17 protein-coding genes and 5 tRNA genes are annotated in these 15,524 nt (G+C 31.2%); 3 read left to right on the top strand and 19 right to left on the bottom strand.

Translation table 11 applies throughout. The features are described from left to right. Positions 1 to 47 precede the first annotated feature (47 nt). From rplL to FMM58_RS05795, 13 genes are all read right to left on the bottom strand, one after another. Complete coding sequence (rplL, locus tag FMM58_RS05855; RefSeq protein ID WP_150150922.1) at positions 48 to 425, bottom strand: 50S ribosomal protein L7/L12; 378 nt, start codon at positions 423 to 425, stop codon at positions 48 to 50. Positions 426 to 438: 13 nt separating this feature from the next. Beyond that, positions 439 to 921: a 50S ribosomal protein L10 gene (gene rplJ, locus FMM58_RS05850; RefSeq protein ID WP_150139720.1), complete on the bottom strand. Its 483-nt coding sequence runs from the start codon at positions 919 to 921 to the stop codon at positions 439 to 441. Between the two features lie 142 nt (positions 922 to 1,063). Beyond that, positions 1,064 to 1,765, bottom strand: a complete 702-nt coding sequence (gene rplA, locus FMM58_RS05845) for a 50S ribosomal protein L1 (RefSeq protein ID WP_150180501.1) — start codon at positions 1,763 to 1,765, stop codon at positions 1,064 to 1,066. Positions 1,766 to 1,815: 50 nt separating this feature from the next. After that, complete coding sequence (gene rplK / locus FMM58_RS05840) at positions 1,816 to 2,241, bottom strand: 50S ribosomal protein L11 (RefSeq protein ID WP_150139724.1); 426 nt, start codon at positions 2,239 to 2,241, stop codon at positions 1,816 to 1,818. A 23-nt stretch (positions 2,242 to 2,264) separates the two neighbouring features. Further along, positions 2,265 to 2,801, bottom strand: a complete 537-nt coding sequence (nusG, locus tag FMM58_RS05835; protein ID WP_150139726.1) for a transcription termination/antitermination protein NusG — start codon at positions 2,799 to 2,801, stop codon at positions 2,265 to 2,267. 10 nt (positions 2,802 to 2,811) lie between these two features. Further along, positions 2,812 to 2,991: a preprotein translocase subunit SecE gene (secE, locus tag FMM58_RS05830; RefSeq protein WP_150139728.1), complete on the bottom strand. Its 180-nt coding sequence runs from the start codon at positions 2,989 to 2,991 to the stop codon at positions 2,812 to 2,814. Positions 2,992 to 3,008: 17 nt separating this feature from the next. After that, positions 3,009 to 3,084 (bottom strand) — tRNA-Trp (locus FMM58_RS05825). An 11-nt stretch (positions 3,085 to 3,095) separates the two neighbouring features. Next, entirely contained in the window at positions 3,096 to 3,254 is a 159-nt protein-coding gene (gene rpmG, locus FMM58_RS05820; protein WP_150139730.1) for a 50S ribosomal protein L33, read from the bottom strand. Positions 3,255 to 3,308: 54 nt separating this feature from the next. Continuing rightward, positions 3,309 to 4,508: an elongation factor Tu gene (gene tuf / locus FMM58_RS05815; protein WP_150139731.1), complete on the bottom strand. Its 1,200-nt coding sequence runs from the start codon at positions 4,506 to 4,508 to the stop codon at positions 3,309 to 3,311. 63 nt (positions 4,509 to 4,571) lie between these two features. Next, a tRNA-Thr gene (locus FMM58_RS05810) sits at positions 4,572 to 4,646 on the bottom strand. Between the two features lie 100 nt (positions 4,647 to 4,746). Further along, a tRNA-Gly gene (locus FMM58_RS05805) sits at positions 4,747 to 4,823 on the bottom strand. A 12-nt stretch (positions 4,824 to 4,835) separates the two neighbouring features. Next, a tRNA-Tyr gene (locus FMM58_RS05800) sits at positions 4,836 to 4,921 on the bottom strand. Positions 4,922 to 5,002: 81 nt separating this feature from the next. Further along, positions 5,003 to 5,078, bottom strand: a tRNA-Thr gene (locus FMM58_RS05795). Between the two features lie 165 nt (positions 5,079 to 5,243). Between FMM58_RS05795 and FMM58_RS05790 the strand changes: the two genes are divergently transcribed. Then, complete coding sequence (locus FMM58_RS05790; protein WP_150139733.1) at positions 5,244 to 5,528, top strand: hypothetical protein; 285 nt, start codon at positions 5,244 to 5,246, stop codon at positions 5,526 to 5,528. A gap of 358 nt (positions 5,529 to 5,886) precedes the next feature. Here FMM58_RS05790 and FMM58_RS05785 read toward each other — a convergent pair whose 3' ends face one another. From FMM58_RS05785 to hemB, 6 genes are all read right to left on the bottom strand, one after another. After that, a complete protein-coding gene (locus tag FMM58_RS05785; protein WP_150150925.1) occupies positions 5,887 to 8,052 on the bottom strand; it encodes a polyribonucleotide nucleotidyltransferase in 2,166 nt (721 codons plus the stop codon). 60 nt (positions 8,053 to 8,112) lie between these two features. After that, positions 8,113 to 10,185 (bottom strand): LPS-assembly protein LptD, encoded by a 2,073-nt coding sequence (locus tag FMM58_RS08725; protein ID WP_190317955.1) that lies wholly within the window; start codon positions 10,183 to 10,185, stop codon positions 8,113 to 8,115. Continuing rightward, complete coding sequence (locus FMM58_RS05775) at positions 10,175 to 10,630, bottom strand: RDD family protein (protein ID WP_150180500.1); 456 nt, start codon at positions 10,628 to 10,630, stop codon at positions 10,175 to 10,177. The genes FMM58_RS08725 and FMM58_RS05775 overlap by 11 nt, the downstream gene beginning before the upstream one ends. Continuing rightward, the gene (gene purD / locus FMM58_RS05770; RefSeq protein ID WP_150139738.1) at positions 10,627 to 11,877 is read right to left on the bottom strand and encodes a phosphoribosylamine--glycine ligase; all 1,251 of its coding nucleotides are present in this window, start codon (positions 11,875 to 11,877) and stop codon (positions 10,627 to 10,629) included. Before purD ends, FMM58_RS05775 begins: the two co-directional genes overlap by 4 nt. A 360-nt stretch (positions 11,878 to 12,237) precedes the next feature. Further along, positions 12,238 to 13,137 (bottom strand): ornithine carbamoyltransferase, encoded by a 900-nt coding sequence (gene argF / locus FMM58_RS05765; protein WP_150139740.1) that lies wholly within the window; start codon positions 13,135 to 13,137, stop codon positions 12,238 to 12,240. An 8-nt stretch (positions 13,138 to 13,145) separates the two neighbouring features. Further along, positions 13,146 to 14,129 carry a porphobilinogen synthase gene (gene hemB / locus FMM58_RS05760; protein WP_150139742.1) on the bottom strand — a complete coding sequence of 328 codons (984 nt, stop codon included), beginning with the start codon at positions 14,127 to 14,129 and terminating at the stop codon, positions 13,146 to 13,148. Between the two features lie 135 nt (positions 14,130 to 14,264). Between hemB and ribA the strand changes: the two genes are divergently transcribed. Both ribA and rsmG read left to right on the top strand, forming a co-directional pair. Next, on the top strand, positions 14,265 to 14,834 hold the full coding sequence (gene ribA, locus FMM58_RS05755) for a GTP cyclohydrolase II (protein WP_150139744.1): 570 nt from the start codon (positions 14,265 to 14,267) through the stop codon (positions 14,832 to 14,834). Beyond that, positions 14,824 to 15,387: a 16S rRNA (guanine(527)-N(7))-methyltransferase RsmG gene (rsmG, locus tag FMM58_RS05750; RefSeq protein WP_223810139.1), complete on the top strand. Its 564-nt coding sequence runs from the start codon at positions 14,824 to 14,826 to the stop codon at positions 15,385 to 15,387. The genes ribA and rsmG overlap by 11 nt, the downstream gene beginning before the upstream one ends. Positions 15,388 to 15,524 lie beyond the last annotated feature (137 nt).

Here is a 15,524-nt window from a genome sequence, read left to right as displayed (position 1 = left end):
TTTAAAAAAGAAGACTAAAAACTAGTCTTCTTTAAACACTGAAAAAATTATTTAAGCTCTACTTTTGCACCAGCTTCTTCAAGTTGCTTTTTAGCTTCTTCTGCTTCTGCTTTTGCAATTCCTTCTTTTAATGTTGAAGGAGTTTGTTCAACTGCATCCTTTGCCTCTTTTAAACCAAGACCTGTTAAAGCACGAACAACCTTAATAACTTCTATTTTCTTAGCACCAGCTTCAACTAAAACAACATTAAATTCAGTTTTTTCTTCGCTAGCACCTCCAGCTGTACCGCCACCTGCACCACCAGCTACTACAACAGGTGTTGCACTAACGCCAAATTTTTCTTCGAATTCTTTAACTAATTCTGATAATTCAAGAACACTCAAATTTGAGATATATTCTAATACATCTTCTTTACTAATTGCCATTTTTTATCCTTTTTTATTCTGATTCTTTTTTATTTTTAAGCGCATTTAAACCAATTACAAAATTGGTAAGTGGCGCATTCCATACTTGCAAAAGCATAGCAAGCAACTCATTTCTTGAAGGCATTTTAGCCAATGCCTTAACTTTAGCTATATCAGCAACTTCGCCATCAATATAGGCTAATTTTATTTGAAAAAATTCATTATTATTTTCTTCAAATTTAGCTGCAATCTTTGAAACACTAAGTTGGTCTTCTCCCCAAAGATATATATTTGTATCTTTAAGTTCTAGACCTGTTTTACCGGAATTGTTAAGAGCAATGCTAGCTAAAGTATTTTTAATAATTTGTACTTTAACATTATTTTCTCTTGCATTGTTTCTTAATTCTTCAAGTTTTTTAGTACTAAGTCCTTTGTAATTACATACTACAATGGCTTCACTACTTTTAAAACCTTCTTCGAGCTTAGAAACAATTTCAATTTTTTCGCTTTTAGTCACATTTTCTCCTTTCCGATTGAGATTTCAAGCAGAGCGGTTTCCCATTTAAGCATAAGCCTCGACTATCTTCAATCTAAATTTAAATTTCAAAAAAAGAACTTTTTTTCAAATTTAAATTCATAAGAGTTGTAAAAAACAACTCTTATTTCATATCAAGCAATTCTTGAGTTTCAAGTTTTAAAGAAGGACTCATCGTTAAAGACAAAGCCGCACTTTTTATATATCTGCCCTTTGCAGCTGATGGCTTATGCTTATTTATAGCCTTGATAAAGGTTGAAAGATTATTAAATAATTGTTCTTTACTAAAACTAACCTTACCAAGTCCAGCATGGATATTTCCTTGTTTATCAACTCGGAAATTTACTTGACCACTTTTTGCATTTGTGATAGCTTGTACAACATCCATCGTAACGGTTCCTGTTTTAGGATTTGGCATTAATCCCTTAGGTCCTAAAATACGACCAACCTTTCCAACAAGACCCATTAAATTTGGTGTAGCAATTAAAACATCAAAATTCATATTGCCTTTTTGAATTTCTTCTATTAAATCATCACTACCAACTATATCAGCACCTGCATTTTTAGCCTCATCGGCCTTAGCATCCTTTGCTATAACACCAACGCGTACCTTTTTGCCAGTACCAGCAGGTAAAACAACAGAACCCCTAACCATTTGGTCTGCATGTCTTGGGTCAACATTTAATTTAAGTGCTAACTCAACAGTCTCATCAAATTTAGCAGAAGCTAAATTTTTAACAAGTTCAATCCCTTCTTGTAAAGAATAATCCTTATTTGGATCAATTTTTTGTGATAATTCTTTTAATCTTTTTGTTATCTTAGCCATTTTTCTCTCCGCATTTTTAAAGTGCTACCACCCTTGGTGGTTGTAAATTTTTAATCAACTATTTCAACGCCCATAGAACGAGCCGAACCAGCAATAATCTTAGCTGCTTGTTCTTTATCTTTTGTATTTAAATCCGCAAGCTTTTTATCAACAATTTCTAAAACTTGTTTTTTAGTAAGCTTTCCTACCTTATTTTTTAAAGGATTATCAGTACCCTTTGAAATTCCAGCTGCCTTTTTAATCAAATCAGTAGCCGGTGGTTGCTTGGTAATAAAAGTAAAACTTTTATCAGCATAAACAGTTATAACAACAGGAATATTAAAACCTACCATATCCTTTGTTCTTTCATTAAAAGCCTTGCAAAATTCCATAATATTAACACCTTGTTGACCTAATGCTGGACCAACTGGAGGTGAAGGATTTGCTTTTGTTGCAGCAATTTGCAATTTAATCTCACCTACGACTTTTTTAGCCATAACAAATCTCCTTTAGCTTGATATTAAATAATTTTCTCAACTTGAGAATAAGGTATATTATCCACTGGTGTTGAGCGACCAAAGATTGAAACATTTAATTTTAATAGACCTCTAACCATATCATATTCTTGAACAATAGCAGTACAATTTGCAAAAGCACCGCCTATAATACGAACATTCTCACCTAACTCAAACGAAATTTTAGGCTTAGGTGCAGCTCGGTTATACGCCTTTTCTAAAATCAAATTTATATCTTTTTCATTTAGCGGGGTAGGACGTTTTGACTCGCCTATAAAACGACCAACCTTTGGAAGAGATTGAATTTTATGCCAAAGTTCAATATTTAAATCAAGCAATGCAAAAACATAACCAGAATACAAACTTCTTTCGCTAATCTTTTCTTTTCCGTTTTTAAACTCGATAACATCTTCTGTAGGAACTACTATCTCTTTAAGTTGTTCTTCAATTTTGTTATCCTTAACTAAATTTTCAATGGCCTTTTTTACAGCCATTTCACTTCCTGCATAAGTTTGAATCGCATACCATTTATGAGTACCCATTTTTAATCCTTCAAATAACTGCAGAAACGAATAAAGACATAATCCAATCCACTAATGCCAAAAATAAAGAAACCACACTAACCACTATAAACACGGTTATATATGCGTTTCTAACTTGTTCTTTTAAAGGAAAAATAACTTTCCTTAATTCTACTCTTGATAATTTAAAATAAGTTATTAATTTTTCCATATTAAAACCTTACACTATGGCAGGACAAGAGGGACTCGAACCCCCAACCATCGGATTTGGAATCCGGCGCTCTACCATTAGAGCTATTGTCCTTTTATCCAAATTTAACTTTTTAACTTAACTTCTTTGTGAATTGTATGTTTTTTAAGTCTTGGGCAATATTTTTTCAATTCTAACTTTTCAGTAGTGTTTTTACTATTTTTAAAGGTGCTATAATTGATATCACCACTTTCTTCACATTTTAAACCAACTTTAATTCTCATTGTTTTTCCTTAAAATTTAAAAAAGCCAAGCTTAAAAACTTGGCTTAAAATTTTTTATTTATTAATCTTAGAAACAACACCAGAACCAACAGTCTTACCACCTTCACGGATAGCAAATCTTGTTCCTTCTTCAAGTGCAACAGGCGCAATAAGTGTAACGCTAATTCTAACATTTTCACCAGGCATAACCATTTCAACACCTTCAGCTAACTTAATAGAACCTGTAACATCAGTAGTTCTTACATAAAATTGAGGTCTGTAGTTGTTAAAGAATGGAGTATGACGACCACCTTCATCTTTATTTAAGATATAAACTTCAGCTTCAAATTCAGTATGTGGAGTTATTGATTTAGGTTTTGCAAGAACCATACCACGAATTACATCTTCTTTTTTAGTACCACGAAGCAAAACGCCCACATTGTCACCAGCTTGACCTTGGTCCATTTCTTTTCTAAACATTTCAACACCAGTAACTGTAGTAGTTTGAGTATCTTTAATACCTACTATTTCAATAGTATCACCGATTTTAACTACACCCTTTTCAATTCTACCTGTTACAACAGTACCACGACCAGAGATAGAGAAAACATCTTCAATAGGCATTAAGAAATCTTTTTCAATATCACGGGTTGGAGTTGGAATATAGCTATCAACAGCAGCCATTAAATCTAAAATTTTAGCTGACCATTCTCCATCTTGTCCAGCCTTTGCTTCTTCAAGTGCTTTTAACGCAGAACCAGCAATAATAGGAGTATCATCACCAGGGAAATCATAAGAACTTAATAATTCTCTAATTTCCATTTCTACTAATTCTAAAAGCTCAGCATCATCAACCATATCAGCCTTATTCATAAATACAACTATGTAAGGTACACCAACTTGACGAGAAAGTAAGATATGTTCTCTAGTTTGTGGCATAGGACCATCAGCAGCAGAAACAACAAGAATAGCCCCGTCCATTTGTGCAGCACCTGTAATCATGTTTTTAACATAGTCAGCATGTCCTGGACAATCAACATGTGCATAGTGACGATTATCTGTTTCGTATTCTATATGTGAAGTAGCGATAGTAATACCACGTTCTTTTTCTTCAGGAGCGTTATCGATATTATCATAATCTTTAAGCTCTGCTAAACCCTTTCTTGATAAAACAGCAGAAATAGCAGCTGTTAGTGTAGTCTTGCCATGGTCAACGTGACCTATGGTTCCTATATTTACATGTGGCTTGTTGCGCGAAAATTTCTCTTTAGCCATCTTATTCCTCCGTATAAAATAAATTTAAAGCAAAATAAGTCTATATTTATATTTTTCACAAAATGGAGCTCATAGCGGGAATTGAACCCGCGACCTCTCCCTTACCAAGGGAGTGCTCTACCTCTGAGCCATACGAGCGCTCAGAAAAATCATAAACAAACACAGACAACTCTAAAAACCAAAACGGGATAATTCTGTAAACTTTAATAAAAATACAGCTCCCAGCTTTTACTTCTTTTGGAGCGGGAAACGGGACTCGAACCCGCGACCCTCAGCTTGGAAGGCTGATGCTCTAGCCAACTGAGCTACTCCCGCAAGTAACTAAAATGGTGGTGAGTCGTGGATTCGAACCACGGAAGGCGAAAGCCAGCAGATTTACAGTCTGCCCTCGTTGGCCACTTGAGTAACTCACCGAAAAACAAAAAATATCATTTATAAACTTTATAAAACAACGATATTCTGGTCAAACACTGTTAAAAAATATGCAATTATAATGGAGCTGGTTAAGGGACTTGAACCCCCGGCCTGCTGCTTACAAGGCAGCTGCTCTACCAACTGAGCTAAACCAGCACATAAAAAACACGGATTATAGCTTAAAATTTCTTATTTGTCAAGCATAAAGCCTTATTTTTATTAAAATTTTTCTATTTTTTCCTTAATATTTTAGCTTTGAAATTTAAGCACTTTGAAACTTAAATTTTTATAGTATTTTAAAACACTTAAAAGGAATTTAAAATGAAGGGTCAAAATTTACTTTTTATGATTGTTGTTTTTTCTATGTCTTATAGTGTGGATAAATTAGATGATAAAATTATTAAAAATGATGTTTATTATTTGCAACACAAAGCCGAACTTAAGGCTAAATTTAAATGGTGTTTGCAAAAAATTGAAAAAACTGGTTTTTATACAAGATATGATGCAAGAAATGATTTTTTAGATCTTTTAGGTCATAAATATCTTAAATTAGCAAGAAATTTATATAAGGTTACCTTTGATGAAAAGGATAAGGCAAATATATAAATTGCGACACATTCTCGCATATTATGTTGGATATGACTAGGGGTTGGAGATAAAAATTTATTTTTTAAATAATATAAATCAATGCTTCATTAGATTTTAACATTAGATTTTAAATTTTTAAATTTATAATTATTCAATTTGCAAAATCAAGCTAAGTTTTATAATTTAGATTTTAAAGAATAACTATCTTTAAATATAGATTTTTAATTTTTTACAAATTTTTATCTCTCCAAATTTTTTTATTTGATGATAAATACCATACTTAGCAAGTGCATAATTTTTATTTAAACAATAGTTTTAGTATAAATTTCAAAAAAGCTTAAAATTTAAAGTATAAAACTTTAAATTTTAACTTTAATCAAAGCATTTCTATAGTAATTTTGCCATTTTTTATTTCAGTGATTTTTACCCTAAGACTTTCATTTTCGTGCACTTTTCTTTTAAGTTTAGAACTATGTATTAAGCCATCAACACCATTTTTTAAACTAACAAAAACACCAAATGGAGCTACTTTTTGAACTATCCCTTCAAATTCATCTCCTATATTAAAATTTGATAAATCCCTAGCCTTGTCAAATTTCTTACCCTTTGAAGTACTTGTTATACTTATTATATAATCCTTTGCTGCCTTAACTTGATTACTTTCATTACCTGCGATTTTTATCTCGCCTTTTTCTCTGTCTAAATCAACGCTAACCCCAAATTTTTCAATAATTTCCTTTATAGTTTTTCCAGCTTGACCTATAATATCTACTATTTTTGAAGGGTCTACGCTAAAAAGTTCAAGCTTTGGTAAAATTTCTTCATTGACTACAATTTCTTTATTTGCTTCTTCCATTATGCCTAAAATGTGAAGTCTTGCCTCTTTTGCTTGATAAAGGGCTTCTTTAAGTATGTTTTTATCAATGCCTCCAAGCTTTATATCCATTTGCAAGGCAGTTACTCCGTCTTTACTTCCTGCTACTTTAAAATCCATATCCCCGTCATGATCTTCTAATCCCATTATATCAGTTAATATAGCATACTTATCATCTTCTATAACCAAGCCCATGGCAACTCCAGCTATTAATTTAATGCTAGGTACTCCAGCTGCCCTAAGTGCTAGAGAGCCCCCACAAACACTAGCCATAGAACTAGAACCATTACTTTCTAAAATTTCACTTACTAGCCTTATAACATAGGGATAATTTTCATCCACGCTTGGATAAAGTGCCCTTTTTGCTAAATTTCCATGACCTAATTCTCTCCTACCAGGTGCCTTTATAGCACTTGCCTCGCCTACACTAAAACCAGGGAAATTATAATTTACCATAAAACGTTCGCTAATTGGATTTTTTTCTGTTAACAAATCACTCATTTGTGCGTCACTATCACCACCTAAAGTAGCAATAACAAGTGCTTGAGTTTGACCTCTTGTAAAAAGACAAGAACCATGTGCGTTGGGCAATATATTAGTTTCAATACTAATAGGTCTTACTTCATTTAACTTTCTACCATCAGCCCTTTTTCTTTCATTTAAAATTTGTTCTCTTACAAGTTTTTTCTTAAAATTTGCTAAAATTTTATGAACTAATTCTTCGCTATATTCTTTTTCTTTAATCTCATCTAAATTTAAGATATTTTGTGCGATTTTATTTAACTCACTAGCTCTTTCACTCTTTGCCATTTGATTAATAGCCCTTTTAAACTCCTCTTTAAAATTATTTTCAACAAAATTTGCAAGCTCATTATTTTCAAGTTCTACTTTATATTCAAGACTAGCTTCTTTTTTGTGCTTTGCAAATGCTTCTTCATAAGCATTAGAACCATTTAAAATAGCCCTTTGTGCTAAATCAAGTGCTTGTAAAATTTCATCTTCGCTTAATTCATTAAGATTTTGTTCGTATAAGCTTGTAACACCTAGTGCATCAGCAAATGGTGTTTCAATAAGCATATCACTTTCCTTTTGACTAGGTAAGCTTCTCATTTCTATCATTAAAAGCTCGTCCTTAACCCCTGCCACATATAAATCTACACTACTTTCTTTTAATAAAGAATTGCTAGGATTTAGCACAAACTCATTATTAATTCTAGCAATTCTAACCCCACAAACTGGTGCTTTTATAGGAATATCGCTTAAAAATAAGGCAACACTTGCAGCATTTAAACTCATAACTTGCAAATCAATCTCGCTATCAGTAGAAAGTACCATTACTACAATCTGCGTAGGATAAGCATAGCCTTTTGGAAAAAGAGGTCTTAAACTTCTGTCAATAATCCTAGCTGTTAAGGTTTCATTATCTCCTGGCTTAGTTTCTCTTTTTATATAACCACCTGGAATTTTACCGGCTGAGTAAGCTTTTTCAATGTATTGAACGGTTAGGGGTAAAAAATCTTCATCAACTTGCTTTTCTTCCCTTGCTACAGCTGCTAAAACTACACTTTTACCCATTCTCATTAAGACCGAACCAGCTGCTTGTTTTGCAACCTTATCTACATCAAAAATTTCTAAATTTTGATTGATTTGAATGCTGTATTGTGTCATTTCATCTCCTTTTGAATACAAATTTTTTAAATTTTTAAACAAATTTAACATTTAACTTTCCTAAATATCATTTTCTTCCTCGCTAGTATTAAAATTATATTTTATACCACCAAGTGGGTAAAAATTAAATATAAAATACACCCCACTTTGATTTTTAGCACTAATTCCTGCACTGGTTAATTGTGGGTCTATTCTTTCTCTATAAACTAAGGAATAATTCCAACATTTTCTTTGATAAGTATAACCTGCCTCCCACATATTAGCCTTAGACCTTTGTACATCCATCCAAATTCCACCAAATAAAATATAATTTTTATTAAGTTCTATATTGGTATTTGTACCTATAAAACTATATTTGCCATACTCATCATTTTGATAAGCATGAGAAAAATTTAAGTTATACACAGGGTTAAATTCTAGTTGAAACTGCGTTACAACATAGTCAAAATGATTCGTTTCATAAGAATATGTTACCTCACTATTAAAACGAAAATTATCATTATAATAATAAGTTAATAAATTTGTCAAATCCTCAAATTTATTAATGGTAGTTAGGTAATTTACATGCAAACGATGCTTTATCTTTTTTTCTCCAAAATCATTGTAAAAATATTGATTTACATAGCCTTGTACATAGTCTCTTTCATCTTCATTTACTAAATAATCAGCTGTAATTAAGCCAGAAGTATTACCACGCCAACGATACTTTGTACCAAAATTTATAGTATGAAAAAAGCTAGGATAAGCACTTGATAAGTCAGTATAAAAATCTAGTTCGTGTGTATTTCTATAAAAATGTTCATGTTTTTTATCGGGGTCATAAGTATAATTTACAAAAGAAGCATATAATTCTTCTGTAAAATTTATATGCAAATAATTATTAAATAAGGCTTGATGATAAGAAATAGGCAAAATAAAATTGGTTTGATTAGCATAACTTCCTTCTCTTCTATAATAATTATGAAAAAAGGCATCAAAAGAAAATAAAAATTTATTATTTATCCATTCATTATTAAATAAATCATCTATTAAGGTATTTGAAAAATGGTGATACTGCAAGGATGGATATTCTTGCATAGTGTATTTATTTGTCGTTGTTGAAGTATCTATATAATACCTCGCATAAAGGGCTAAAAAATCATTTTCATTTGCTAAAAAATAATTAAATTTTGAAGTTACCAAAGAGGTTAAATCCCTATAATCTCTATTTCCAAGCGTTAAATAATCAATATCGTTTAAATAAATTCCATCAAACCAAAGCCCTTCTTGAAAATTATCCCCCAAAAAATACTTAAAAACATTATCTCTTAGATATCTTAACTCTATACCAGAATGGGTTTGATATTTTAAATTTTCATCCTTAAAATAATCATTAAATTCCCTAAAAAGTCCTGCGTTAAACTCACCCATTCCATGCAAAGAATCAACAAAACGAAGGGTAGAATAAACCCCATACCCTCTATTTGTTCGAATTTGAGGGTCAAGTTCAAGGTCCCAGCTATCATACTCGGCTATATAAATAGGCTGTTCGTAATGAAAACCCTCATCAGTATTTAAAGAAAATTTTGGCACTAAAAGCCCACTTTGCCTATTAGTATCAGCACTAAATCCAAAATAAGGCAAATATAAAATAGGCACATCTTTAACATAAAGCCTAGCATTATATAAATGCACAAAATTACTTTCTCTATTTAAATATCCATCGCTAAATCTAAATTCCCAGTCAGGATTTTCTACATTACAGCTTGAAACAGAAGAAATTCTACTTTCAAATTTATCATTTGTTAAAGCACTTTCCTTGCTCTTAAACCATACTTCCATTTTATTATTTGCAAAGAAAAAATCCTCAAAATTTGCCTCATTTGTATCAAGCTTTAATTTAGCATATTTAGAATGAGAGCGTTCATTTTGTCCTCTTAAAATATTTACATCGCCAAATAATTCTATCTCGCTAGTTTTTTCATTATAAATTGCCTTTTTTGCAGTGATAAAATAAAAATCAGAAAAAATTACAACATCATCTTGTGCTATTAAAAGCTCTCCTTCTTTAACAGCACTTAAGGCATAAATATCAACTTGTGCAGCTTCTAAAAAAACAAAGCTAGAGAAAAAAAAACAAATTTTACGCCACATCGATAACTATCGTTTTTGCTAAATAATCTTGCCAGGTTTTAAATAAATTGTTACTAAGTGCCCAGGCAAAACCTAACATAAAAGACATATCGCTAATTTGCCTAATGATTGCCCTTATTGCACTTTGAATTAAATTTGGTTTATCTAGTATTCTTTCATCAATAATCATAATCTTACAAACCATTTTTCCAAGGGTAGCCCCATATAAAAAGGTAAAAAAAGTTTGATAAAAAAAATTAAGCAAATAAACAGATAAGACAAATTGAGGGGTTACTGATAAAAATTGCACGGGGTCATCAGGAATTTGATAAAAATCACCCATAAAAACTAGTGCACATAAAATACCTACAATAAAACTATCTATAATATAAGCAATCACTCGTTTAGGAAAACTAGCAATTTTTAACTCTTCTCTTTCTAATTTATCATATAAATCTTCTCTCATTTAATAACCTGAAATCCTATATCTTTTCTAAATTGCTTACCCTTAAAATTCACATTATCGCATAATTTATAAGCTTTGTTGCGTGCATTTTTTATATTTTTACCCATACCCACACACACTAAAACCCTGCCACCATCAGCTACTAATTTATTATCTTCTAAACTAACACCAGCATAAGAGATATGAGTATTTGAAGGAATTTTTTTAATCTTTATCTTAGTCTTTGGCGAAGCCTTATAAGGATAATTTTTACTAGCACAAACAACACCAACAGCAAATTCCTTTTTAATCTTTGCTTGGGTATATTTTAATCTTTTATCAATACTAGCCATTATTAATTCTAATGGATTTTCAATCAAAGGCATTAAAACCTCGCATTCAGGGTCGCCAAAACGAACATTAAATTCCAGAACATAAGGCTTATTTTTAACAACCATAATCCCTACAAAAAGCACCCCACAAAACTCGCTACCTTCTTCTTTCATGCCTTGCAAGGTAGGAATAATAATATCTTTTTTAATCTTTCTAATCAAACTTTCATTTGCTAAAGAACTTGGGGCATAAGCACCCATTCCACCAGTATTTGGCCCCTTATCATTATCAAGTAATTTTTTATGGTCTTGTGCTACTGGTAAAAGCACAAAATCACTACCATCACAAATTGCAAAAACGCTTAATTCAAAGCCATCTAAGTATTCTTCAATAACTACAATTTTACCAGCATCGCCAAAGCTTTCACCACTTAGCATTTTTTCAGTAGTTTCAATGGCTTTTTTATGGCTTTTTTCGATAATCACGCCCTTACCTGCACAAAGTCCATCAGCCTTTATTACTATTGGAGGAGTTAAAGAATTTATAAATTGTTTCGCCTTTTCTAAATCATTTGTATTAAGAAATTTAGCCGTTTTAATATGATATTTTTTTAAAAAACTTTTCATAAAGCTTTTAGAACTTTCAAGCATGGCAGCGGCCTTTGAGGGACCAAAAATTTTAAGATTAAATTGTTCAAAAATGTCAACTACGCCTCGTGCTAAAAAGTCCTCACTGCCTACTATACAAAGGTCATAGCCCTTTTCTTTTGCATAGGTAGCTAAAACAAAGGGGTCTTTTATGTTTAAATTTGTGCCAAGAACACTTGTAGCACCATTGCCAGGGGCAAAACAAAATTCTATATCTTCTTGAACGCGTTTTAATGCTAGGGCTATGGAATACTCTCTTGCACCACTGCCTAAAATCATAACTTTCATAATCTCTCCTCATAAAACCCAAACAGCCGCTGAAAAAAGATTGACCCCAAAAGTCAAAGGAAAACCGCTAGGCAATTTTTAAGGGCTGCAGCTTCTCGCCTTTTAAAGCTCAAGCGAAGTCACAGACACGGTAAACCGCACAATCGCAGTAAATAAAAATGTGTTGGATCACTTTATAGACGCGCACTGTTCAGGCAATGGAAATTATAACGATTTTTAGCTTAATTTAAACACTATCAAGGGCAAATTTTTAATAATTTTGCTCATTTTTTAAAAATTTTATACCCTTAATAATAATTTTAAATGTGAGAATTTTAAGTAAAAATAACTATAAAATTTTGTATCAAAGGATACAAAATTTTATCTTTGCTTATCTAAAAAACAAAGTAAGGATTGAACTACATAAAGTCGGTTAACAGCCTCGTCAAATATTTCTTTATTATGTTCTTCAAAAATCTCTTCACTTACCTCAAAACCCCTATAAGCTGGTAAGCAGTGCAAAAATAAGGCCTTATTATTTGCTAAATTCATAGCATCTTTATCTACGCAAAAACCTTCAAATTCTTTTAATTTTTGTTCTTTTTGTCCTTCTTCACCCATAGAAACCCAGGTATCAGTTATAATTACATCTTTTCCTTTTATAGCCTCATTTTTATCATTACTTATTTGAATTTTAGCCCCACTTTTTTTAGCCATATTTTTAGCAAATTCTAAAATTTCATCATTTATTTTATAATTAACAGGACTTGCAATGCTTATTTCAATGCCTAAGATTGATGCAGCTATTAGCCAAGAATTGCACATATTATTTGTATCACCTATAAAGGCTACTCGACCTGATTTTTTATATTCTTTCATGGTTAATAAATCACCTAGTACTTGAGTTGGATGATACAAATCGCTAAGTCCGTTAATCACAGGGGCTTTAGAAAAACTAGCAAATTCAAGTAAGGTAGAATGAGAATTTACTCTAAGCATTACAAAATCAGTCATAGAACCAATAACTCTAGCTGTATCTTTTATGGGTTCGCCCCTGCTTAATTGAATATCCTTTGAACTTAAAAACAAGGCCTTTCCACCAAGTTTACTAATGCCAAGTTCAAAGGCTATTCTAGTACGGGTTGAATTTTTTTCAAAAATCATAGCTAAATTTTTATTTTTTAAATGCTTTTTTGGGTGTTTTTTAAGCTTTGATGCCTTATTTACAAGGGCTATAATCTCATCTTGATTATAATCTCTTAAAGTTAGAAAATGTCTCATTTTTATCCTTATAAAGTGTTTTTAAGAAGTCTTGCTACTTCTTTTGCATGATAAGTAATTATTAATTTTGCACCAGCCCTTTTAAAGCTAAGTAAAATTTCAAACATGACCTTTTCATAATCAATAACTCCAAGCTTTTGCCCTGCTTTTAAAAGTGCGTATTCTCCACTTACATTATAAACACAAATTGGTAATTTTGAATGCTTAGCTAAATCTTTTACAATGTCTAAATAAGCAAGGGCTGGTTTTACCATTAAAATATCAGCCCCCTGCTTTTCATCTTCAAGGCTTTCAAGCAAAGCCTCTTTGCCATTTGCACTATCCATTTGATAGCTTTTTCTATCTCCATACGCAGGAGTTGAATCAGCCACATCTCTAAAAGGGCCATAAAAACTAGACGCAAATTTCGTAGAATACGCCATTAAAGGTAAATTTTCATAACCCTTTTTATCAAGCCCCTTTCTTAGATATTCAATTATCCCATCCATCATTCCACTAGGTGCTATCATATCAGCCCCTGCATTTGCGTGAACTAAGGCTTGTTTAAGTGAAATTTTTAAGGTAGCATCATTATCAACGCTTTTATTTTTTAAATCTATAATCCCACAATGCCCATGGTCTGTATATTCACAAAAACATAAATCAGTAATAACAAATAAGCTTGGAAAATTTTGCTTAATAGCAATTATACTTCTAGCAATTAGCGAATTTTCATCAAGGGCCTCGCTTCCACAACTATCTTTTAAACTGCTATCAATCACCCCAAATAACATAATAGCCTTAATATTTAAATCAACAAGTTCTTTACATTCTCTTAAAATTTCATCTATACTCATTTGAAAGACACCAGGCATTGAGCTAATCTCGCGTTTAATATTTGTCCCATCTACTACAAAAAGTGGATAAATCAAATCTTCAACCTGCAACGAATTTTCGCGTACCATAGCCCTTAAATTTTCATTTATTCTAAGTCTTCTGAATCGTTTAAACATTGTTAATCCTTTGTTTTAAAAAATAGGAAAAATTTTAGCATAAAAATTTATTAAAAAAACTTAACTCGTTTAAAATTGTGTACTTATTTTTGCTAAAATTGCAAGATTATTTTTAAAAACAAGGAAAAGTAGTATATGGATATAAAAATTTCAGAGGTAGCAAAATTGCCTACTAGTTTTGGAGAGTTTAAAATTCAAGCCTTTAAGGAAAAGGAAAAGGAACATTTATGTATTTTTAAAGGAGAAATTAAGGATATTTTAAATTTAAGAATTCACTCAGAATGCCTGACTGGCGATACTTTGAATAGTTTAAAATGCGATTGTGGAGAACAGCTTAAATTTGCATTAAAATATATTGAAGAATATGGAGGAATGGTTATTTATCTAAGGCAAGAAGGACGCAATATAGGACTTTTCAATAAGGTAAATGCTTATGCCCTACAAGATAAGGGTTGTAATACCATAGAGGCAAATTTAAAGCTAGGATTTAAGGCAGACGAAAGGACTTACGAGGCAGTTGAGTTTATTTTAAATCATTATCAAATTTCAAAGATAAATTTATTAACTAATAATCCTTTAAAAATTCAAAGTTTCAAAGGCATAGAAGTAGTACAAAGAGTGCCTGTTTTGACTAAACCTACGGAATTTAACGAGGATTATCTAAAGATAAAAAAAGAACAAATGGGACATTTGCTTGGAAAGTGAATTTAGCGAATTTAGCTTTTTAGACGATAATTTTTTTCAAAAAATTAAGCTTTACAAAGATTTACTTAACGAATTTAACGCTGTGCATAATCTAACAAATTTTAAGGATATTAATAAAGAAGTTAAAGATAGTATTAGAGTGCTTAAATTTAAGGATTTAAACTGGGCTAAAAATATCATAGATATAGGAAGTGGTGCGGGTTTTCCTGCTGTTTTTTTAGCCTTAATCTTAAAGGCTAATTTTTATCTTTTTGAACCAAATGCAAAAAAAGTGTCCTTTTTGTACAATATAAAAATAAAATGTGATATTAAAAATATACATATTATAAAAGAAAAAATTCAAGATTATAAAGCCCCATTTATAGCCGATATTATCACTTCTAGGGCCTTGATGAGTGTTGACAATTTAATTAAAATTTCTAAGAATTTTTTTAATGAAAAATCACTTTTTGTGCTATATAAGGGTAGCAATTTAGAAAAAGAATTAAGTAATTTTAAAGAATATGAAATCATTGAAAATGGTTTAAGAAAATATTGCTTTTTACAAATTTAAGCACCTTATAAATACCTAAATTTAGGCATTTAAACCAAAAAAGTAAATTTTTGATAATTTTTTTTTAAATATTATTAAAATTTTATGCAAATAAGGTTAAAATAGCAAAGTTAGTGATAAAGCAAAAGGTTTGAAGG

Origin of the sequence: Campylobacter sp. LR291e (assembly GCF_008633915.1) — a bacterium.
In the GTDB taxonomy this organism is placed as follows: Bacteria; Campylobacterota; Campylobacteria; order Campylobacterales; family Campylobacteraceae; genus Campylobacter_D.
Note: the sequence above shows the minus strand (reverse complement) of the source record. Positions and strands in the feature narration are given on the sequence as shown.